Origin of the sequence: Nocardia sp. NPDC051321, from assembly GCF_044455225.1 — a bacterium.
In the GTDB taxonomy this organism is placed as follows: Bacteria; Actinomycetota; Actinomycetes; order Mycobacteriales; family Mycobacteriaceae; genus Nocardia.
In genome coordinates this window covers 193,699-214,592 of sequence record NZ_JBITEM010000005.1, presented here as the reverse complement: position 1 = coordinate 214,592, position 20,894 = coordinate 193,699, and the positions used below count along the sequence as shown (strand labels likewise).

Genomic DNA, 20,894 nt, shown 5'->3' with positions numbered 1-20,894 from the left:
GGTGCTGGTGACCAATTTCGGTGTTGCCGTCGTATCCGCGGTCATTCCTTATCTGCTGGACTGGGCTGCCTTGCGCCGCATCACTTCCCGTGTCTTCGGCATCCTTGGCAGTGGAACCCGCCGCCGGCGGGTTGGCTGCGTTCTTACTACTGGGCGAGGTGCTTACCATCGTCCAAATGGTCGCCGTCGGGTGTGTGGTTGTCGCGTCCACTGCCGCCTCGACGACCAGCCGTCCCGCCACACACTGAAGACAAACCCGAATTGTCACTGTCGAAGCCGAGCAGCCCTGGTAGACCCGTGAGGCTGTGCCGGTGCTCGACTACACGCTGTTGGTGGGATTGGTCAGCTCGCTACGACGGTGCGCGCACAGGAGGGGCGTCGTCTGCATCCCGCTCATCGTCGACGACCGCACCAATCACCGAGCCGCACAACGTATCCGCACCGAGATCGATGTCAGGCGATGATGAACGGCCGATCAGTCGTCGAGCCGAGTGGCGGCCAAGCCGAGGTAATGGTCTCGCCACTGGTCGATGACCGTCGTCTCGTCGGCGCCGAGGTCATAGGCGGGTGAGATCAGCGGCGCGGCGTGGTCGACGCGGATGTAGATCACTGCCCGGATCCGCTGCGGATCGGTGCCGCGTTCTCGGTGGAAGTAGTCGACGACGGCGGTGTAGGTGTCGCCGCTGGTCAGTACCTCGGCTCGTCCTTTGAATCGGTATCCCTTGCGGGCGAATGGATCTACGACGTTGATCTCGATGGCGGGATTGACTGTCAGGTTCGCCACCGTGGTCGGAGAATGCAGATGCAGGAACACCAGGTGCTCGTCGTCCCAGACGATCGTCGTGCCCTTCGGCGAAAGGTTGGGTGTGTTGTCGGGGCAGACTGTCGCCACGAAACCCAGACGCTGCTCGCTTACCACGCGCCGCATATCCTCGTCGATCCGCACGAAGCGTCCTTCCTACGATCGGCGCGCTACGCCGAATCCCGGTGCCGCTCTCACCAGAATGGAGCGTTTGTCTTTCGCATACAACTGCCGATCCATCTGAGCGGACCGTGGTGGTCGTTCGAAACGGCTGTTGCCACGTACGGCCCGAACATGGCGGTGCCACCGTGGCCCATGGCCGAGCCGATGTTGACGACCGCTCCGCCGCCTGCGCGTCGCAACGACGGCGCTGCGGCTCTGATGCCGAGGTAGGTGCCGGTGAGGTTGACCGCGAGCACCCGTTCCCAATTCTGTCGGTCGGTATCTTCCAAGGTCGCCGCAGGATTTTGGATGCCTGCGTCGTTGACCAGCACCGACACCGGCCCGAACGCGGTTCTGGGCAGCGAAATCCGGCGGCGCAGTTGGTTCCACAGTGGCCAGATTCACTGGGATTCAGGGCAATCCGTCGTCTCAGTGAATCTGGCCAAAACCCAGTTCATTCCGCCCAGTCCTGACCAGATCCATTGCGAAGGTGTGCGGTGAGGTCGTCGTAATCGGCTTTGTAGAGGTGTGGTGGGGGAGTCGAAACGGCCGGGCGCGGTGAGACCTAGGCGGTGGTTCTCACGTGCGTCTCAGCAATTTCTGCGATCCTCGCAGCATGTCGGTACCTTCCTCTGCTGATCGGCGACCAAACCGGTCGCGGTTATCGTTTCCAGTGCCGGGCGCGGTGCTGCGGATTCCGGTGCTCGCCGTGGCCGTGGTGGTGGCGCTGACCGCGTGGGTGAGCGAGCTCACCGACAATGTCATCGACCATGACGGGCTATCCAGCATCGACGCGGTGGGCCTGCAATGGGCTCTCGATCACCGCTCCGCCACACTCACCCCTGTTGCGAAGGTGATCAGTGATCTGGGTGGCACCGTCGTGATGGCCGCGGTCGCCGCGCTGGCCTGTGCGCTGCTGGCGTGGCGGCGGCAGTGGCCGCACGCGGTGCTGGTGGCAGCCGCGGCTGGGGGCGGGGCGGTCTTGGACGTGGTGGGCAAACAGGTCATCGGCCGGACACGCCCGCCGGAGGTCGATCATCTGGTCATCGAGACCAACCAGTCCTATCCGTCCGGGCACAGTCTGGGATCGGCCGTGGTCCTCGGTGTCCTGGCCGTCCTTGCTGTGCAGCATGCGCGGCGGCGCGGCCAGCGGGTCGCGGTCCTCGCGGCCGCGGTGTGCGCGGTCGCCGCGATCGGGTGGTCGCGGCTGTATCTGGGGGTGCACTGGCCGACCGACATCCTCGCGGGCTGGTCGGTCGGTGCCCTGTGGCTTGCGGTGTGCCTGATCGTTTATCGCTGGGTGGGTCGGTCACGGCCGCAACCGAGGCAGGCCATCGCTGGAGCCCGATCCTAGGATCTCGAGCGCGGTCGGGGCGCGGTCCACCTGAGGTCGCATCGCCTGTTCGTAGCGGCCGAACGCCCGGTCGAGGTTTCCGTCGCCGGTGGCCCATTCGGTGGCCAGGACGTCGGCGCCGATCATAGCCAGCGATGTTCCCTGGCCGGAGAAGAACGATGGTGCGAACGCCGAGTCACCGAGCAGCACCACCCGGCCGCTCGACCACCGGTCCATATGCACCTGGCTGGCCGAGTCGAAATAGAAGTCCTCGGACTTTTTGAGTGCGTCCAGCATCTCGGCAACCTTCCAGCCCCGCGCGGAGGAGTACTCGTCGAACACCAGCTGCCGTTGTTGCTCGACGTCGTGGTAGTCGTATGCGATTTTCGTCGTAATCGTGACGTATATCGCGACTGGGAAATTGGCTGCGGAGGGCGCGGCCGTGTCGGATAGGTGCTGGCTTTTTCTATCCGTCACAAACGTCATCGCGCAGATTCTTTTCGGCATCGGCGGGGCCACGCGCATATGGGGTACGCCAAACACGAACCCGGGTCGCATCACGACGTTCTTCGCCAAATTGTTTGCTACTGAGCAGTGGGGCCAAACTCCGGCGCCAACCGCAGGGGTGGAACCGCCTCGGCCAGCAAGCACTAGCGAGGGCGACGTCCTCTAATGCTGCATTCCAGTCGTTCAGACGAGGCGTGTCGGCAAGCTAACGGAGCGAGAATCGGTTCTACTTCTACATACCCGACGGTGGTTTCACGACTGGCAACGCAGTGGTCCCACGACGATGACAATCGACAACCGGAACCTGCATCAGGCTGAGGCGAATACCCGCGATGCGCCTGCAGGGTTCCTGTCATCAGCGTTGCGGGAATTTGCGAACCCCGCCCGTTTCTACGGGATACGGGTACGAGCCGGGTGAGAAGGTCCCCACCACCGAGTTGCTGTTGTCGCACAACCATCCCGACGATCGTGCCGTGGTCGCCGACGCGCTGGCGGCCGCGGTGCGTGATCATGGGGCACTCGGTAGCCGCCATCGCGTCATCGACACCGCGGGGGTTCATCATCAGGTGCTGGTCGTGGCCGACGGCATGTTCGACGCGACCGGAGCCGTCGTCGGCACCGAGAGTATTTCATCGACCTGACCGCCAGCATCAAAGCGAGTCGGCGCGAAGCTGTCGAGGAGACGGTGCCTGAGCTGATGTCCGCTCGCGCGGACATCGAGCAAGCCAAGGGAGTGCTCATTCTGGCCTACGGCCTCACCCCCGACCGGGCGTTCGCCACCCTGCGGTGGCGCTCGCAAGAGACCAACGTCAAACTCCGGACGCTGGCCGCGCGCCTGGTCGCCGCGGCGACCGCGTTGCGTGGCGGGCCGACGCAACTGCGGATCCAGATGGATCACATCGTGCTCCGTGGCCACCATTGTCCTTGTCCGCCACCAGGATCCGGCACCGGACGAAGCAATACCGGCCATAGCCTCGACGTCATAGCGCCATAAAACGCGGGATGCTCAGCTCGGAACGCGCCCAATGCCTTCGTGCCGGGGCCGCCTGATTCCAATGGGTGTAGCTCGTCTTCAGTGACTGTTGATCTATGGAAAGACAAACGTGAAGCCCGGGCCGATGGTGGGTGAGCCCGGGTGCTATACCAATGTTGAAGTAACTTTCGAGCGACCACATTAGAATATCGGAGAAAAGTTGAGCGACGACGAATTGCAAAGAATAATTAGAGAAGGCGCCCCTTTTTTGGAAGTTTTAGGCTATCTCTCGGGACGTGAGGGTCGTCCAATTACGCCCATGCGTTTCCTGTGGATTTTCCAGCACGAGCTCGGAATATCATTCGTCGAATCAAGAGAGATCCTCGACTGTTTCGATCCGGGCATGAATCCGCTCGTTGACGCCGACCAGATCAACGAGCGCGGGCTTCTGCTTTTGAACAAGGCTCGTCCCGATACGGATGGTGGTTTTTCGGAAACGTCGCGAGAATAAGTGGGGAATAAGCTTTAAAGGCAGATCTGGCCACCGGCGACGCACGCGTTACCTTCACCGGCCATGCCTCGGACGCATAGCTGGGAGCTATTTCGGCTGGTAGGAAGGGGCTAGCGCGTTTAAGAACGGCATCGAGTTGATCAAGAAGAACGCTCCCGTTGCTGAGGTCGTCGGAGGTGATGGTGGCGCGGTTGGCCGGGCAGTTGAAAGTCGATGCCGCACATATCCATTCGTATGGCAAGCGGCTCAGACCCGCCAATTCCGTGGTCACCGATCCCGGAACGACCGGACAACGCACCGGGCGTTGATGATCTTCCCGAAAGTTGTTGCGCCGCTGCGGCAATCCGCTGTTTACACCGGCATGGCGGCTCTAGTACCCTGACGTTCAGGGGAGGACCTGAGGGGGTTCGATGGAGCAGCAAGTTTTCGTCATATCCGGTGCGTTACGCGCGATCGGTGGCTATGCAGACAGCCAGGCTCAGGTTCTTCGTTCGGCGTTGAACTCAGTGGGCGAGGAAGTCGATGAACTGACCTCCAGCGGCTGGACCGGCGACGCCGCCAAATCATTCGCCAAGGGCTGGTCCGAGTGCCGGGACGCGGGTGCCGAGATCATCGCGACGCTGACCGAGCTGGCTACCGGACTCGACGCCGCCGCCACCGCCTACGTCGACCAAGACATGCGATCCGGCAGCGACATTCGAGGCGCGGGCCAGTGAGCGAGAACAGCTTCACGGTGGACTTGGGGCTCCTCGACGATATCGTGGCCCGCTTGGCGGCACTGGCCGGATTCTTAGATGACACGTTCGAGGAAATCGACCGGCAGATGAAGACACTGCATGGCGGTAGCTGGGATGGCATCGGGGCTCAGGCGCACGCCGCCGCGCATCGCAAATGGCTCGGCGAGGCACAGGAATTCGCGCAGGGTGTCACTGACGCGGCCGACGCCGCCAGAAGAGCACATGACCGCTACCACCATGCCGTGCAGGTGAACATCAGAATGGTCACGGGCTGATGGCGCCCGATCCAAGGCTGCGGGTCGATCCGACCGCATACGGTGCCGCTGCCAAGAAGTGTTACGACCTGGCAACCGCTCTCAGCACGACCATCGGCCCGCTTTATCTAGCCCTATACGACTCCGCCGGAATGGCCGGCGATTACGCGCAGGTCAGGGACTGGGCGAGCGCGTACGACAGCCACGTGCGCGAATTCGTCACCACGGCAACAACGCTCGCCAACGCGGTGCAGAACATGGGCGACCTGCTCGCCTACGCGGGCTATAACTACGCCCTCACCGAGCACCTGAATATCGATCCCACCACCGGTACGGCCACCGCTTCGCCCCCGGAGCAACCACCGATCAGCACACCGCTGTACGGGGCTGACGGCCCGGTTCTCATACCGGCAACGGTGATCGGCAATCCTGGCAGCGGAATCACCACGAACATTCCCGGCCTGCTTGACCATATATCGAGTCCGGTCCCGAACGGGGACACCTCGCTACTTACCAACGTTGCCGATGCCTGGCGGACATTTGCCAACCACGACACTGTCATGTCCACATCCGACACGCTGAAAAGCATCTCCGCAACTCTCACGGCCGATCTCCACGCACCCGACATCGAGCATTTCGCCGATCACTTCACCACTCTCGCCGCCAGCGCGAGCGATCTCCACAGTGCTGCTGCGGGCATCGCCCCGTTGGTCGCGTCACATCATGACAATCTCGACGCACTACGGACCAACATCCATTCCGATACCGACGGACTCGTCGTCAAACTCGCTGCCATCGCCGTCGCAGCAGCCGTTGTCATCATTCTCACGACGATCTTCACCGCCGGACTCAGCCTCGCCGGCGGAGACGAAGCCGAGGCCGGCGCGGCCACCGCTGCCGGGGCCGCCACGATCGCCACCGTCGGTGAGACAATCACCGGCGCGATCGCTGCGTTCGTCAGCGCCGTCCTCGAAGGAGCCACTGGCGCATTCGCCGCGGTCACCGCGCTGAGCGCCACCGAACTCGAGGCTATCGCAGCGCTGACTGTCGCATCGGTAGCCGGTGCCATGGTCGCCGAAATGGCCAAGGGGGGAAAGAAAAACGTCGGTGACACCGGTATCGAGAATGAGATGCGTGGTCTGCTCGAGAGTGGTGCCGCCGCTACCGCCTGTGAGGCGCTCGGTCAATTGTGGGACGCGGCAAGCAGCGATTCCAAGCGGCGTCAGAGAATCAAGGCGACGCAGAAGAAGTATGGCTGCAGGCACTCGAGCGGGGGCGGGGGACGATGAGTCCGGACAGGAACAGGAGGCGATACATGGCGGACGAGCACCTTTTCTGGGTGGATGAAAGCCGATCCGGCGATCCGGAACGGCAGGTTCGAGCGCTGATCGAGATCATTAAACTTGGCGACGGCACCCTGCTCCCGGACGTTTTCCGTCTGCTCGACTCGACGAACACAGCGGTCCGTGGTGAGGCGGTTCGCGCGATCGGATACCTGGGAGTGGAGCACGTATCCGAGGTCGGGCCGGTTCTGCTGAGGTTGTCGACAGACCCGGACGACATGGTGAGAGACGAGGCCGTCGAAGCGCTCGGTCTGGTGAGGTACGCCCCCGCGTCGAAGGCGCTCATCGCAATTCTCAGCAACGACGAGTCCTGGATAGTACGAGCTTCCGCCGCGGAGGCACTCGGCAGCTATCCCGGTCCGGAATCCGTCCGCGCGCTGGAACGTGTTGTGCGTGATGCCGACGAATACGACGAGGTAAAAGCTTATGCCGCAAATGCTTTGGGCCGATACGCCGATGAGAATCTACTTCGGTTACTGCATTCGCTGATGTCCGATGCCGACAATGATCCGTCGGTCGAATCGGCGTTGCATCTGGCCGCATACCGTTCGGGCGGCCAGGCGGATGTGAACTGGGTACTCGACCACCTGGCCCAGGCGGACGAAGAGGATACGGTCCGCCTGTTGAACTGGATCGAAGATCTCACCCGCCGACCGTTGCCTCCGACTCTCGCCATCGACGCTCCCCACATAGGCGCTGCTCTGACTGTGGCCGCCGATCGCTGGCCGCTTTACGCACGTCAAGTCGCCGCGATACTGGACAAGCTCCCACAGTGAAGTTTCCCGCTCGAGGCCGAGTTGCCGGTAGACCTCGAGCTTGTCGGCGGCACGCGGGATCTCGAGGAGGCCGCCGAATGACTTCACGAGGTCGCGAATCTCGTTGCGGCTCAGGTCGCGCGATGGGCACGTACGAGGGGCAGCAATGTCTGGTCGACGATCGAGCGGATGCGGTCGGTGTCGAGGGGTTCGAGGTCCATGAGCAGGTCGTGGCGCACGAGGTCGAACGGCACGGCGAGCACCGCGGGGGGAACGCGTTCGAGGTCGAGTTCGCCGCAGGCCGCGCCCTGCCGGTAGATGGTTCGGTTCTGTGGCGGTGCCTGATCGCCCATGGCTCCTTCGCGGATTTGGGCGGGCGACAGGCCGGTGGCGGCGAGCAGTCCCGAAAAGGCAAGCTGTACTGCATGGGGTCGGTGGCGAGGAACGATGTCTGAGGACAGTGCCGGGTGGTCGTTTGCCGCAGCGCGCGAGCCTGCCAGATTCGCGGCCGCGCTGAAGCGTGGTTCCGGTGGCGAACATGCGCGTGGATCCGGCCCGACCAGTTTGTGCGGTATCCCCGAAGCTGAGCTCACGGTGGTCAGACGCCTGTTCGCCGACAGTCTCAGCCCTGATCGGTGCTGTCCGCGCTGCTGGGAGCTGGCTGCGGCAGCACCCACCGTGCCCTGCGTGCAAGAGCGTCTGTATGACGAGGTCGTCACGGCACCGCCGGGCACCCTGCGTGCTCGGCTAGTCGATGCGCTACACGACGGAGCCGAAATCGTCATCTGGATCAATGGGCCAGCGCGCGACATTGCGAGTTATGCAGAGACCGAACGCATCACCGACGGAGCCGGCGCAGTGCATTGCGCGCTGGATTCGCCCGGCGAACAGCGTCGTTCGGGTCGGCGGCGCCGACGAAGTGGCGGCTGCGCCCGAACGGCATCGGCGCGGCGGGACACCATTGTCCGAATAGGCAGGCCACCACTCTCGCCATGGCAGGCTATCCAGTGGCCCAGGCGATGACCGGGGCTGCGTGCTCGGTGAGTACGACGACGAATTCACCGCCAGGTTGGCGGACGCGGGCAACGCTGGCGTGATCCGTCGCAGGCCAACGCCTGAAGCCTGGAGTCGGGCTTCACCCAGGTGGCCGCGTTCGATGCGATGACCGGCGGTTGGAGTTCGCCTGCGCCGATGAGCGTCGGTCGCTTCAACTTCGCCGCGGCCGCGGCAAATCCATCGGCGGGGGCCGCCGTGGTCGACGACGCCATGCTGTCCATGGCCTTGCACCGTGGTCATCCCGAAGGCACCGGTGTCCTTGGCAGATTCTCGGCCGTCGCAGCATCGATTAGTTATGTTAGGGTCCCCCCAGAATTAAGAGGTATGGCATAGCCCATATCTCGGTTGATGTGCATCAGGCAGGTCACGGAGGTTTCGATGCCCGAGGCAGAGTCGAAGAACACCGCGTGCGTGTTGTGTGAGTGCAACTGCGGCATCTCCGTCGAGCTCGAGGGTCGCCGGTTCGCGAAGATTCGCGGCGACAAGGCCCATCCAGCCTCGGCGGGCTATACCTGCGAGAAGGCCATGCGGCTGGACCTCTATCAGAACGGCCCGCATCGGCTCGTCTCTCCGCTCAAGCGGGCTGCCGATGGCACCTATGTCGAAATCGATTGGGACACAGCGCTCGACGAGATCGCCGCCAAACTTCTCGACATCAAGACTCGGCATGGTGGCGACAAGATCTTCTTCTACGGTGGTGGCGGTCAGGGCAATCACCTGGGGAACGCGAATCAACTCGCGCTGCGAGGTGCGCTGGGATCGGTGTACCAGTCCAATGCGCTCGCGCAGGAGAAGACCGGGGAGATGTGGGTCGACGGGCGACTCTACGGCGGTCATACCAAGGGCGACTTCGAACATGCCGAAGTGCTGGTCTTCGTCGGCAAGAACCCCTGGCAGTCGCACAGTTTCCCCCGCGCCCGGCCGGTCCTCAAGCAGGTCGCCGCCGACCCTGAGCGGTCCATCATCGTAGTGGATCCGCGGGTGAGCGAGACCGCGGCAATGGCCGATCACCACCTGCAGGTCACCCCGGGCGGCGACGCCTGGCTCATGGCGGCACTGGTTGCGGTTCTGGTGCAGGAGGGCCTCGTCGACCGAGGCTTCATCTCGTCGCATACCGAGGGATACGCCGAGGTTGCTGCCGCGTTCGCGGCCGTGGATATCGCGGCGTTCGCGCGCACCAGTGGTGTCCCGGAGCCGCAAATCCGTTCGGCGGCAAGAAGAATCGCTACCGCGGCGAGCGTGTGCGTGTATGAGGATCTAGGAATCCAACAGGCGCCCAACAGCACTCTGGTGTCCTATTTGAACAAATTGCTGTGGATCCTCACCGGCAATTTCGGCCGTCCCGGAACGATGTTCCTGCACTCCTCATTCGTCGCGCTCGCCACCGGTGGGACGGGGCAGGCTGCGGGCCCGCGCAAACCGCCGAATGCGTTCGCCAGGGCACGAACCAAGGCCGGGGCGCAGGCCTTGCGGACCGGCGCGACCGCCCTGAGCAGGGCATTGCCTGCGGCCGCGAGTATTGCTGCGGTGCGGCCCGTCGTGGCTGCGGGTACTCGACTGACGCTCGAAGCGTTGACCCCCTTCATGGGTGGTGCGGTCGGCGGAATGAACGGCGGCATGCGCGGTGACGGTGGCGGGCGGACCACTCCGGTCACCGGGGCGAAGATCATCGCCGGATTGGTCCCGTGCAATTCCATCGCCGACGAGGTCCTCACCGACCACCCTGATCGATTCCGGGCAATGTGGATCGACAGCTCCAATCCAGCGCATTCACTGGCAGATTCCAAACGGTTCCGCGCCGCGATGCGCACCCTGGAACTGTCGGTCGTGATCGATGTGGCGTTCACTGAAACCGCCCGCCAAGCCGACTACGTCTTGCCCGCGTCGAGCCAGTTCGAGAAACCGGAAGCCACCTTCTTCAATTTCGAGTTCCCGCGCAATGTGTTCCATCTACGCAAACCCGTTCTCGACCCACTGCCGGGGACGCTGTCCGAACCGGAGATCTACGCGCGGTTGCTACGCCGGATGGAAGCCGTCGATCAAGCCACTCTCGACCGGCTCCGGCGGGCCGCACGGGGTGGCCGCGATACCTTCGGCGCCAGTATGTTCGCCGCCGTGGCGGCTCGCCCCGCCCTCGCGAAACTACTGCCATACCTGCTCTATGAGACTCTCGGCGAAACGCTGCCCCCACGTATGCGCGGTGCTGCCGTGTTGTGGGGTGCCGCGCAGTTGTGCGCGATGGGGAATCCGAAGGCCGTTGCGCGGGCGGGGTTCGGTGGGCAGGGACTCGCGCCGGGCCACAAACTGTTCGACGCGATCCTCGACTCCGATACCGGCGTGGTGTTCACCGAGGACACCTGGGACGACGTCTGGCATTACGTCAAGGGGCGGGATCGCAGGTTCACCATCGCCATCGATCCCCTCCTCGAGCAGGTCCGCGGGTTGGATACCGCCCAATCGGTATGGACCAGCGATGAATTCCCGCTCGTGCTCGCCGCCGGTGAGCGCCGTTCGTTCACCGCCAACGCCATCTTCCGCAACCCTGATTGGCGACGCCGCGACCGCAACGGCCACCTACGCGTCAACGGCGAAGATGCCCAACGCCTGCACATCGCCGACGGGGCTCAGGCCCGCCTGACAACCCATGGGGGCTCGGCACTCGTCACGGTGGAAGTCAGCGACATGATGCGCCCCGGCAATATCGCGTTGCCGAACGGCCTCGGCCTGGACTTCCCCACCGAGGACGGCGGGGTGATCACGGCAGGCATCGCGCCCAACGAATTGACCAGCACACACTTCAAAGACGACTTTGCCGGCACACCCTGGCACAAGTACGTACCTGCCCGTCTGGAGCCCATCGCGGCCGATACCGCGACGAGGTAGTTCGATGACCACTTATGGTCGAAACAGGTCAGGCCATGCGGGATAGGAAGGGCCCGAAGTGGAACACGCGAGGGTGAGCATTTCCGCATAGCCGGCCGTGTCGGTGCCGTATCTGCCGGTGGCCAGAATCCGTCCTGTTTTGTCGATGATTTCGATGGTGGCAGAGCGTTTGTGTGGATCCATTCCGCGATCACGGTCATCGGTGTTTCCTCCCTGGACGGCGGCTATTTGTGGTGTCCGTGCCGGGAGGGCATTGCTAGTTCGAGCGTGGGGGCACATCCCTTTCGAGCCACTCCGGCACGGCACCCGGTGGGAGGCAAGCCATGAGTGAGCCACACCGGTCTTGCTGGCGGGCAGCCGCATTGGAGAGCATCCCACCGGGCACCTGGACCAGATCCTGGCCAGGACCCAGCCCTACCCACCATTGTCTTAAGTAGCCGATGAGCGTGCGATCGATAGTCACCGGCGGATCTCTTGAACTAGGACATGATCAGATCTATTTCATACGTCACCCCGGTCGGCATGTCCGGTCGCTGGGCGTGTCAGAAAGGCTCGGTGTGGAGGTCGTGGGCTGCTCTCGAGTCCCGGCGGATCGCCCCAAACAGCTGCGCCTTGGATTGGTTCGGCGGCACGGGTCCACTCCTAGGGGGCCGTTGCAACTGATAGCAGGGTGATCTTGCCACTGGAACCCGCCAGGTGGTGTCAAAATTTGCGGATACCAACACCTTCCGGCGCAGGAGTGGTGTCGAGATCCACCGATCAACGGTGTCGTGATTTGCGGACAAAACCAGATGGCTTTCGACTCTTGACCGGGTGGCCGGTGACGCCGGCGGGTGCGCGATCCGTTCGGCAATATCTGATGGATCCAGGCGCATGTCAAAGATATTCCGGCGGAGCAGTTTCCGGCTGCGGCGAGCGATCCCGGCGCGCTCGAAGCGATAATCTACTTGCAGACCTCGCTCGATGCGGAGCTTCGCGGTCGGTCTCACTGAAAGTCGTTGCGGCCCCGGCGCTGCTCATTCACGATGCCGTTGATCGGCGAGCATGCGAGCGAACTGCTCGTTGCTCGCCCTGACGTCGTCGCGCCGCGTTCAAGTGTCAGTGATCGAACAGAGTGACTACGCTCTGCGGTGCTTCCGGGCCGAAGAAGAGTTCCAGGTTATTCGCCGCGCGGCGGGCGGCGTCGCTACTACCCAGAAACAGCCTCTCTTCGTAGGCGGTGAGCGCGCCTTCGATGTCGGGCTGTTCAATCAGCTTGCTCGCCAGGTCAGCGCCGTCGTACATGGCGAGGTTCGCGCCCTCGCCGGCGAAGGGCGACATCAGATGCGCGGCGTCGCCGACGAGCGTCACGCCGGGCACTCTGTCCCATTCGAGCCCGACGGGCAGGGCATAGATGGGTCGTAGCCACGGTTGCGCATCGCTCTCGGTTACGAAGACGGTGAGCAGCGGCGACCAGCCATCGAACTCGTCGGCAAGTCGACGCAGGCCCGCGGACGGGTCACCGAAGTCGATCGACCTCATCCACTCCTCGGGCTTGTTCAACGCCACGTACCCGGACACGCCCCCGTCGGCGTTGCGATGGGCGATGATGCCTTTGCCTGGCTCGACCGCCATCAGGGTGCCGCTGCCGATCGCGGCCACACTCGCCCGACAGTTCTGTTCGCCTGCGGCGAAAGCGATCTCGACAAAGCAGGTTCCGCTATAGCGAGGCTCGGCGGGGGTGAGCAGCGGACGCACCTTCGACCAGGCACCGTCCGCGCCGATGACGATGTCGGCGTGTGTGGCGGAACCTTTTGCGAAGGTGAGGTCGTAGCCGCCCGCCACACGGTGCCCGATCGAATCGAGCTTGTGACCCCACCTGATCGTCCCGGGCGCCAGTGAGTCGATGAGCAGGCGCCTGAGTTCGCCACGGTCGACCTCGGGACGGACCGAACCGCGGTCCGCGGGCTTATCGAACAGAATCGTGCCGTGGCGGTTGACCACCCGCTTGGCGTCCTCGCCCGGGCGGACCAGAGTCAGGAACTCGTCGTACAGACCGGCTGCACGAAGCGCGACCTGGCCGGTCTCTTCATGGATGTCGAGCAGGCCGCCCTGCGCCCGGGTCGTCGCCGAAGCCTCACCCTCGTAGATCGTCGCGGCGACGCCGTGAGCCTGAAGTACCCGAGCGAGTGTCAGCCCGCCCAACCCCGCTCCGACAATGGCAATGGTCCTGTGCATGTTGCGCTCCTCTGTCGCGCCGACGCATGCCGGCGATGGTCAGTGCCGGGAGCGGACGGGATGCCCGGTCTCAGCAAGGAGACGCTCAACGATCAGAACCATCTGGATCGATGTACGAACGATGTCCTGCGGAGCAACCACGGAACATCGCTTTTCGCGACCCCGTGATCATAGCTCGGCCTCGCGGCCGCCGCACATGCCGCGACCCGCGCTTTTTGACCGGTGGGTGGCCAGCCGCTGAGTGGTTGGCCCAGTGGATGCCGGTGACAGTCCTGCAACAGGATTGGGGCGCGGCGCTCGGCTTCGACGCCGAATCGCTCTGGCGCGCTTGGTCTTCCGAACTCACAAACAGCACCGTCGACTGCGGGCACTTCATGGCCGAGGAATCCCCGGCCACCGTCACCCGAGCCATCCGCGAGCTCGTCACTCGCTGACGCCGTGCATGGCAGTCCGCTGCCGTCCGCGCCCAATTCGGGTCCGCCTGCTGGCCACTAGATGCCAATGGTGGATAGCGAGCCGATCATCGCTCTAGATTGGCGACATCGCGTATCACGCGTACACGGCGTATCCGGGGAGGTGCACGCAATGCCGTTGAAGACTGCGGGGTTCAGTACGACGCCAGGCTCCGCGAATTCACGATGATTCCTGTCGCACGGCTTCGCAGGGCGAGTGTCGGCGAACATCCCGTGCGCATGCTGCTTTTGCATGGAATGGCGGGATCGCCCGCCATCTGGGATGGATTCGTCGCCCGTGCTGCCGAACGGTCGGAGATCTGGGATGTGGAATTACCGTGGTCGGTGACGGGCGACCCGAATTGGGCGCTACGAACCGATATTCCGGGCGTAATCGCTACTGTGCTGGATTCACTGCCGCGGCGATCGGCGAGTTTGCCGGATATCGATGTCGTCGTCGCGCATTCGTTCGGCGCGAGCGCACTGCTGGAACTGCTGTCGTCGAGCGCGGAGGTTCGAGTGGGCGCGGTGGTCCTGGTGACTCCGCTGGCGTGCCCGCAGCCGTTCGACTGGTCGGAGATCGGCAGGAAGGTCGAGGAGTTCCCTCGGCTGCTCGCCGCGGGCATCGCGAACCGCGCTGGTGGGCGCATCAGCGCGGACACCAGGCGCGACCTGGCACTGCGGCTGCGCGACCTGATCGGTCCGCTGCCGTGGTTGCGGACCTACGAGTACGGCCTGCGCAGTGCGCTGCTCGAGCTCGGCCGACTGACGATTCCGGTGCTCGTGGTGGCGGGCGGAGCCGACCGTATAGCCCCGGTCTCCGACATCGAACACCTGACCCGGAAATTGCCAGATGCGCAAAGTGTGGTGTTTCCGGATTGTGCGCATTTCCCAATGGTCGATCGAGTGGAACAGTTCACCGAAACCGTCGACCGCTTTGTGCATGCTTGGTTCGAGTTGCGTGAGCCTCAGCAAGCGTTCGAATGCGAAAGTTGAGTCACGGCAACAAGTTGCAATCGCGCTGGCAGCTTGATGCACAGTTGGCTTCCATGGCCTCGCTCTATCAGCAGCCGACGATATATTGAATTCACCGCAATCGAGTTCCTCGATTGTTCGTGGTTATGAAAGGAAATGGCCGAATGCCTGTTCTCGCTACCGCCGATAAAGACCGGATCAAAGAAACTGTCTGTGCCATCCTCGAATTGGAACCGGACCAGGTCACCGACAGCAGCCTGTTCAAGGAAAACCACGGCGCGGACTCGCTGCTTGCCATCGAGATCCTGGCGCAGCTGGAGCGCACCTTCAAGGTCACCATCGATCAGTCCGAACTCGACCGCATGGTGAACCTCGACGGCGTGTACGCCGTCCTCGCCGATGCGATGCCCGCCTGATCCGGGCGAGCGAGCGGACGAGCATGACCAGCACCGATCGCCGACCGGAGCGCAGGGTTGTCATCACCGGGCTCGGTGCGGTCACAAGCATCGGCACCGGTGCCGGTCAATTCCTGGACGCGCTGCGGGCGGGTAGGCAAGGCGCGGCGCCGATCTCGGCGTTCGACACCACCGGATACCCGAATACCACCGGTTGTGAGGTGCCGGATTTCGTTCCGGCACAGTGGCTCACCGTGCACCGCGCCGAGGAACTCGGCCGGGCAACGCAGTTCGCGGTGGCCGCGGCACGGCTGGCCCTGGCCGACGCGGGTCTGTCCGAGGACCGGCTGCGCAATCGGCACGGGCTCGTCGCCGTCGGGACAACCGACGGCGAATCCCGTGATCTGGATCAGCTGATGCAGACCTGGATCGAAAACGCGCCCGAGGCAATGGATTCCGTGCAGGCCCGGCGCATACCGGTGAGCCGTCTGTCGGCCGTGATCGCCAGGGAACTGGCGCTCACCGATGTCGAGGCCGTCACCATCCCAACGGCATGCGCCGCGGGCAACTACGCGATCGGGTACGGCGCGGACGCGGTGCGCAGTGGCGATGTCGATTTCGCGCTGGTCGGCGGGGCAGACGCGGTCTGCCGCAAGACGTTCTCCGGTTTCTATCGGGTTGGCACCATCGCCGCGGGGCGATGCCGCCCGTTCGACGCGGACCGCGACGGCATCCTCACCGGCGAGGGCGGCGGCATGCTGCTGCTCGAGGAGCTCGACTCCGCGCTGGCCCGCGGCGCGCACATTTACGCGGAAATACTCGGGTACGGCATCAACTGCGACGGAAAGCATCCCGTCGCACCGGATCTCGACAGCTTCGGCCGGTGCATGCGACTGGCGCACGAGGATGCCGGTGTCAAGCCGCAGGAGGTCGACTTCATCTCCGCGCACGGCACCGGAACCAAGGCCAACGACATCACCGAGGCGGGCGCGATCCGAGCCGTTTTCGGCGAGCGACCGCCGCCGACCACCTCGATCAAATCGATGATCGGCCACACCATGGGTGCCGCGAGCGCGCTGGCCGCGATCGCCTGCGCCCTTGCCATCACGCACGGGTTCATACCGCCGACCGTCAACCATCGCCGCACCGATCCCGAGTGCGGACTCGACGTGGTGCCGAATCGGGCTCGTGCGGCCGATCTCCGGACCGTGCAGAACAACGGCCTTGCCTTCGGCGGCAACAACGCCGTGCTGATGCTGAGCCGATATCGGGAGCGGTCATGACGGCGGGCGGGACGCACCGGCGCGCGCCGAGGAAGGAATCGACGAATCCGATGACGCTGGTGTTCTCCGGCTGGTCCGTGCTGTCACCATTCGGCGGTGGCCGGGCGGACTTCGAACGCGGCATCCGATCGGGGGCGTCCGCTCTGCGGGCCGCGGATCCCGGTCCGGACCGGTCACCGATCACGCGGGTCGGCCTGGTGCGTGACTTCGAGGTGCGAGAGGCGCTGGGCAGCAACGGGACTCGCGCCATGGATCGGCTCACCGGCCTAGCGGTCAAGACGGTCGGACAGGTACTCGACGAGTTGCCCGCGCCCGCCAACGACGGCGCGGACACCGCCCTCGTCCTCGGTACGACGACCGGCAGCCTGCGCAGCATGATGGAGTTTGTCAAGGACTCCTTCATCCAGGACAGGCCTTTTCAGGTCGATCCGGCCCGATTCCCGAACGCGGTGATGAACCGTGCGGCCGGGCAGTGCGCCATCTGGCACGGCCTGCGCGGACCGAACACCACTATCGCGGGCGGGCGGGCCGCAGGTGTCGCAGTGCTGCAATATGCCGCGCGGCTGTTCCAGCGCGACCGCGCACAAATGGTGTTGTGCGGCATGGCCGAGGAGTTCTCGCCGCATCGGGCCTGGGTGGAATACCTTGGCGCGGACGACACGGATCGCCCGCTCGGTGAGGGCTGCGCGGTGTTCGCGCTGGAATCGGCCGCCTCCGCGCGGTCGGCCGGTCGCGGCGCGGTGGCCGAACTCGTGCGTGTGCGGCAAGGAGTCTGGAGCGCCGGTGCGCCGGTGCGCGAGGTGCTTTCGCGGTTGTTGCGCTCCATGCTCGAGTCCGCCGGGATCGAGGCGGACGAGGTCGCCGTGGCAATGGTGAGCGGTACCGCGACCACCGACCCATGGGCCGGGTTTTCCGCGGGCGAGGTGGCGGCGGTGCGTGATGTCCTGCCGCGGACAGCGATTCGCAGCATCGCCGATCTGGTCGGCGACGCCGGAGCGGCCACCGGCGGGTTCCAGCTCGCCGCGCTGCTGGACGCGAATCCGGCTGTAAGCCAGCCGTATTCGCTGATGACCTCGGTAGACCTGGACGGTGTTGTCGGATGTGTCCTGATTCGTCACTACGGGCCGACTGGGGCAAAGCGATGAGCGGCACCGAGCCGCGCCCGGTCGCGCTGGTGAGCGGCGGGTCGCGCGGCATCGGCCGCGCGGTGGTGGCTCGCTTGGCGGCCGACGGCTACGACATCGCGTTCTGCTACCACTCGCGTCCGGATGCGGCCGAATCGTGTGTCGAGCAAGCCGAGGCCGCCGGTGCGGTCGCGGTCGGCACGCGGGTCGACGTCTCCGAGGCCGACGCGGTGCACGCCTGGGTCGACGCCACCGAGCGCCAACTCGGGCCGATCAGCACACTGGTCACCTCGGCAGGCATCGTGCGGGACAGCCCGATGCTGCGAATGGCCGAGAAGGATTGGCGCACAGTCATAGACACGAACCTGACGGGGACGTTCACGGTGTGCCGGGCAGCGCTGTTCCCGATGCTGAAGCGACGCTCGGGCAGCATCATCAACATCTCCTCGATTTCCGGTATCCACGGAAACGTCGGGCAGTCCAACTACTCCGCGGCCAAGGCGGGCATCATCGGCATGACCAAGGCGCTGGCGAAGGAGGTCGGCCGTTTCGGCGTGCGGGCCAACGTCGTCGCGCCCGGCTTCATCGAGACCGACATGACGGCCGCTCTGGACGCGGAGCTGCGCGGTGCCGCCTTGGCGCGAATTCCGCTCGGGCGCTGGGGAACCGCCGACGAGGTCGCCGACCTGGTGAGTTTCCTGGCATCGCCGCGGTCGGCATACGTCACCGCGGGCGTCTTCCAGATCGACGGGGGAATGTCATTGTGAAAACCGAACCGAGGTTCTATTTCTCGCTGCGCAGCCCGTACTCCTGGCTTGCCGTCGAGGATCTGCTCGCCCGGCATCGCGAGCTGGCCGAAACCCTGACCTGGCTGCCGTTCTGGGATCCGGACGGCGCCATGCTCGCCGAGTTGGAGCAGGCGGGCGGCGGCTACTGCTACGCGCCGATGTCGCGCGAGAAGCACCTGTACATCCTGCAGGACGCGCGGCGGGCTGCGGCCGCCCGCGGCCTGACGGTGCGCTGGCCGGTCGACCGCAATCCCTGGTGGGAGGTGCCGCATCTGGCCTGTGTCGCCGCGGCCAGGGTCGGCAGGATGCCCGAACTCGCGGTGGCGCTGACCCGCGCCCGCTGGCACGAGGGACGCGATATCTGCGATCCCGGCACGGTCGAGGCGGTCGGCACCGACCTGGGACTCGACGGTGCGGAGCTGGCGCGGGCGGCATCCGATCCCGAGGTGCGCGCCGCGGCCGTCGAGATGCTGTTGACGGCCTATCGGGACAGCGTGTTCGGGGTGCCGTTCTTCGTACGCGGCGTCAATCGGTTCTGGGGTGTCGAGCGGCTGGACGACTTCGCGTCGTGGCTCGGTGCGCCGGTCGCCGAACCGGCCGCCCGCGCCGTACCGCTCCCGGTCGGCAGCGATATGGGGCACGCCGGTGGCTGTGGCTGAACCGCCCGACTGGGACACCATCGTGGTCGGCGCGGGCATCGGAGGCCTGGTCTGCGCCGGGTATCTCGCGGCCGCCGGACAGCGCGTCCTGGTGTTGGAGCAGCACGATGTCGCGGGCGGGAACGCGCATGTCTTCCGACGTCGCCGTGCCTACGAATTCGATGTCGGCGTGCACTATCTCGGCGATTGCGGGCCCGAGGGGATGCTGCCCGCGATCCTGAATGGTTTGGCGTTGGGCGATCGAATCCGGCTGCTCCCCATGGATTTTCAGGGATTCGATCGGATCGTGTTGCCGAGCAGGACCATCGACGTGCCGGTGGGCTGGGCGGCGTACCGGGATCGTTTGTGCTCGGCGCTGCCTGCCGAGCGGACCGGGATCACCGCCTGTATCGCGGTGTTCGAGGCGATCGGCGAGATCATGCGCGCCACGCTGCTGTCGCCCGGCGAGGTCGCGCAGCTGACCCGGGACCACCCCGGCGCGCTCGTTTGGAGCCGACGACCGCTCACGCAGTTGTTCGCTGCGCACCGGCTCTCGCCGCTGGCCAGGACGGTGCTTGCGGCACAGGCGGGCAACTACGGAGCGAGCCCCGATGGCGTCACCGTCGCGACCCACGCCAGCGTGCTGGATCACTATCTGCGCGGCGCGTACCACTTGGACGGCGGCGGGCAGACCCTGGTTGCCGCGCTGGTCGAGCTGGTGGAGGCGCACGGCGGACAGGTGCGTACGCGGGCGTGCGTTCGCACCGTTCACACCGACGGCGGTGTGGTCTCCGGGGTGACGCTCGACGACGACGAGCGCATTCACGCGTCGACGGTGGTGTCCAATGCGGACTTTCGTCGCACTGTGCTCGAATTGTGCAGCGACACCGACGGTTTCCCCGTCGAGGTGGTCGAGCGAACGCGCGCCGCGGTCATGCGGCACGCGTGGGCGATCCTGTACCTCGGTTTATCAACCCAGCCTCCCGGCATCGGTTCGGCCAATCTGTGGTGCTTCGACCACGAGGACATCGAAGGCGCCTATCGCCGGTTCGCCGCGGGCGATGAGCGGCTGCCGTTCGTCTTCGTGTCGTGCGCTTCCGCCCGACCGGCCCGGCGGCCATGGGCTTGTCCGCCCGGCCAGGGCAGCGTCCAGGTGATGGCGCCGTGCGCGGCCGGGCCGCCGCAGTGGAACAGCGACGGTCGTTACCGGCGTGACCCGCGGTACCGGTCGCGCAAGCGCAGGCTCACCAACGCGTTGTTGGCCGCTGCTGAGCGAGCCGTCGGACCGCTCGGCGGCGATATCGTGCACCTCGAGGTCGCGACTCCGTCCAGTCATCAGCGCTACACCCGCTCGACCGATGGGACACCCTATGGCCTGGCCGATTGGGGCGGGATCGCGCGGCGACCCGACACCGCCACGCCGGTTACGGGACTGCATGTTGTCGGGCAGAGCACCCGCTATGGCAGCGGAGTTACCGGCGCGGCCGTCAGCGGAATTTGCTGTGCCGGAGAAATTCTCGGTCGCGAACTGCTGCGCGACGTCTATGCGGGGACGGTGCTCGCGGATCCGGCGCGGCTGCCGCACCGAACAACGGACTGGGATCCGCTCGCGGTCTCGCGCGGCGAGCAGCGCCGCGGCGCCCCTGGATTGCCGAAAGTGCCACTGGTGCGACCAAAGCATGCTGTGTCGTGAGCCGTGAATCACC

General features: G+C 65.1%; 22 protein-coding genes. 17 read left to right on the top strand and 5 right to left on the bottom strand.

The window, feature by feature from the left end; genetic code table 11:
- Positions 1-475 precede the first annotated feature (475 nt).
- On the bottom strand, positions 476-946 hold the full coding sequence (locus ACIA8C_RS13225) for a pyridoxamine 5'-phosphate oxidase family protein (RefSeq protein WP_397134164.1): 471 nt from the start codon (positions 944-946) through the stop codon (positions 476-478).
- A 50-nt stretch (positions 947-996) separates the two neighbouring features.
- Positions 997-1,326, bottom strand: a complete 330-nt coding sequence (locus ACIA8C_RS13220) for an SDR family NAD(P)-dependent oxidoreductase (RefSeq protein WP_397134749.1) — start codon at positions 1,324-1,326, stop codon at positions 997-999.
- 311 nt (positions 1,327-1,637) lie between these two features.
- Between ACIA8C_RS13220 and ACIA8C_RS13215 the strand changes: the two genes are divergently transcribed.
- Positions 1,638-2,318: a phosphatase PAP2 family protein gene (locus ACIA8C_RS13215; protein ID WP_397134162.1), complete on the top strand. Its 681-nt coding sequence runs from the start codon at positions 1,638-1,640 to the stop codon at positions 2,316-2,318.
- On the opposite strand, the gene ACIA8C_RS13210 is transcribed toward ACIA8C_RS13215, so the two are convergent.
- Positions 2,274-2,873 (bottom strand): hypothetical protein, encoded by a 600-nt coding sequence (locus ACIA8C_RS13210; RefSeq protein WP_397134160.1) that lies wholly within the window; start codon positions 2,871-2,873, stop codon positions 2,274-2,276. The two genes, ACIA8C_RS13215 and ACIA8C_RS13210, sit on opposite strands and share 45 nt — an antisense overlap.
- A gap of 302 nt (positions 2,874-3,175) precedes the next feature.
- Between ACIA8C_RS13210 and ACIA8C_RS13205 the strand changes: the two genes are divergently transcribed.
- From ACIA8C_RS13205 to ACIA8C_RS13175, 7 genes are all read left to right on the top strand, one after another.
- A complete protein-coding gene (locus ACIA8C_RS13205) occupies positions 3,176-3,445 on the top strand; it encodes a PAS domain-containing protein (RefSeq protein WP_397134158.1) in 270 nt (89 codons plus the stop codon).
- 44 nt (positions 3,446-3,489) lie between these two features.
- Entirely contained in the window at positions 3,490-3,798 is a 309-nt protein-coding gene (locus ACIA8C_RS13200; protein ID WP_397134156.1) for an ANTAR domain-containing protein, read from the top strand.
- A gap of 199 nt (positions 3,799-3,997) precedes the next feature.
- Positions 3,998-4,288 carry a hypothetical protein gene (locus ACIA8C_RS13195; RefSeq protein ID WP_397134154.1) on the top strand — a complete coding sequence of 97 codons (291 nt, stop codon included), beginning with the start codon at positions 3,998-4,000 and terminating at the stop codon, positions 4,286-4,288.
- Positions 4,289-4,698: 410 nt separating this feature from the next.
- Entirely contained in the window at positions 4,699-5,004 is a 306-nt protein-coding gene (locus ACIA8C_RS13190; RefSeq protein ID WP_397134152.1) for a WXG100 family type VII secretion target, read from the top strand.
- Positions 5,001-5,300 carry a WXG100 family type VII secretion target gene (locus ACIA8C_RS13185; RefSeq protein ID WP_397134150.1) on the top strand — a complete coding sequence of 100 codons (300 nt, stop codon included), beginning with the start codon at positions 5,001-5,003 and terminating at the stop codon, positions 5,298-5,300. Before ACIA8C_RS13190 ends, ACIA8C_RS13185 begins: the two co-directional genes overlap by 4 nt.
- Positions 5,301-5,431: 131 nt before the next feature.
- Positions 5,432-6,568, top strand: coding sequence for a polymorphic toxin type 34 domain-containing protein (locus ACIA8C_RS13180; protein WP_397134148.1), 1,137 nt, complete (start codon positions 5,432-5,434; stop codon positions 6,566-6,568).
- 26 nt (positions 6,569-6,594) lie between these two features.
- On the top strand, positions 6,595-7,398 hold the full coding sequence (locus ACIA8C_RS13175; protein WP_397134146.1) for a HEAT repeat domain-containing protein: 804 nt from the start codon (positions 6,595-6,597) through the stop codon (positions 7,396-7,398).
- 110 nt (positions 7,399-7,508) lie between these two features.
- On the opposite strand, the gene ACIA8C_RS13170 is transcribed toward ACIA8C_RS13175, so the two are convergent.
- Positions 7,509-8,162, bottom strand: a complete 654-nt coding sequence (locus ACIA8C_RS13170) for a TetR-like C-terminal domain-containing protein (RefSeq protein ID WP_397134144.1) — start codon at positions 8,160-8,162, stop codon at positions 7,509-7,511.
- A 649-nt stretch (positions 8,163-8,811) separates the two neighbouring features.
- Between ACIA8C_RS13170 and ACIA8C_RS13165 the strand changes: the two genes are divergently transcribed.
- Positions 8,812-11,316 (top strand): molybdopterin-dependent oxidoreductase, encoded by a 2,505-nt coding sequence (locus tag ACIA8C_RS13165; protein ID WP_397134142.1) that lies wholly within the window; start codon positions 8,812-8,814, stop codon positions 11,314-11,316.
- 1,098 nt (positions 11,317-12,414) lie between these two features.
- On the opposite strand, the gene ACIA8C_RS13160 is transcribed toward ACIA8C_RS13165, so the two are convergent.
- A complete protein-coding gene (locus ACIA8C_RS13160; protein ID WP_397134140.1) occupies positions 12,415-13,533 on the bottom strand; it encodes an FAD-dependent oxidoreductase in 1,119 nt (372 codons plus the stop codon).
- Between the two features lie 263 nt (positions 13,534-13,796).
- On the opposite strand from ACIA8C_RS13160, the gene ACIA8C_RS13155 reads away from it, so the two are divergent.
- The 8 genes from ACIA8C_RS13155 to ACIA8C_RS13120 all read left to right on the top strand — a co-directional run bounded on the left by ACIA8C_RS13155 (position 13,797) and on the right by ACIA8C_RS13120 (position 20,881).
- Positions 13,797-13,967, top strand: a complete 171-nt coding sequence (locus tag ACIA8C_RS13155) for a hypothetical protein (RefSeq protein WP_397134138.1) — start codon at positions 13,797-13,799, stop codon at positions 13,965-13,967.
- Positions 13,968-14,225: 258 nt separating this feature from the next.
- Entirely contained in the window at positions 14,226-14,981 is a 756-nt protein-coding gene (locus tag ACIA8C_RS13150) for an alpha/beta fold hydrolase (protein ID WP_397134136.1), read from the top strand.
- A gap of 143 nt (positions 14,982-15,124) precedes the next feature.
- The gene (locus ACIA8C_RS13145) at positions 15,125-15,376 is read left to right on the top strand and encodes an acyl carrier protein (RefSeq protein ID WP_397134134.1); all 252 of its coding nucleotides are present in this window, start codon (positions 15,125-15,127) and stop codon (positions 15,374-15,376) included.
- A gap of 23 nt (positions 15,377-15,399) precedes the next feature.
- Positions 15,400-16,638, top strand: coding sequence for a beta-ketoacyl-[acyl-carrier-protein] synthase family protein (locus ACIA8C_RS13140; RefSeq protein ID WP_397134132.1), 1,239 nt, complete (start codon positions 15,400-15,402; stop codon positions 16,636-16,638).
- Complete coding sequence (locus ACIA8C_RS13135; protein WP_397134130.1) at positions 16,635-17,783, top strand: beta-ketoacyl synthase N-terminal-like domain-containing protein; 1,149 nt, start codon at positions 16,635-16,637, stop codon at positions 17,781-17,783. The genes ACIA8C_RS13140 and ACIA8C_RS13135 overlap by 4 nt, the downstream gene beginning before the upstream one ends.
- The gene (gene fabG / locus ACIA8C_RS13130; protein ID WP_397134128.1) at positions 17,780-18,529 is read left to right on the top strand and encodes a 3-oxoacyl-[acyl-carrier-protein] reductase; all 750 of its coding nucleotides are present in this window, start codon (positions 17,780-17,782) and stop codon (positions 18,527-18,529) included. The genes ACIA8C_RS13135 and fabG overlap by 4 nt, the downstream gene beginning before the upstream one ends.
- Complete coding sequence (locus tag ACIA8C_RS13125; RefSeq protein ID WP_397134126.1) at positions 18,526-19,209, top strand: 2-hydroxychromene-2-carboxylate isomerase; 684 nt, start codon at positions 18,526-18,528, stop codon at positions 19,207-19,209. The genes fabG and ACIA8C_RS13125 overlap by 4 nt, the downstream gene beginning before the upstream one ends.
- Positions 19,196-20,881 (top strand): phytoene desaturase family protein, encoded by a 1,686-nt coding sequence (locus ACIA8C_RS13120; RefSeq protein ID WP_397134124.1) that lies wholly within the window; start codon positions 19,196-19,198, stop codon positions 20,879-20,881. Before ACIA8C_RS13125 ends, ACIA8C_RS13120 begins: the two co-directional genes overlap by 14 nt.
- The last annotated feature ends 13 nt before the right edge of the window (positions 20,882-20,894 follow it).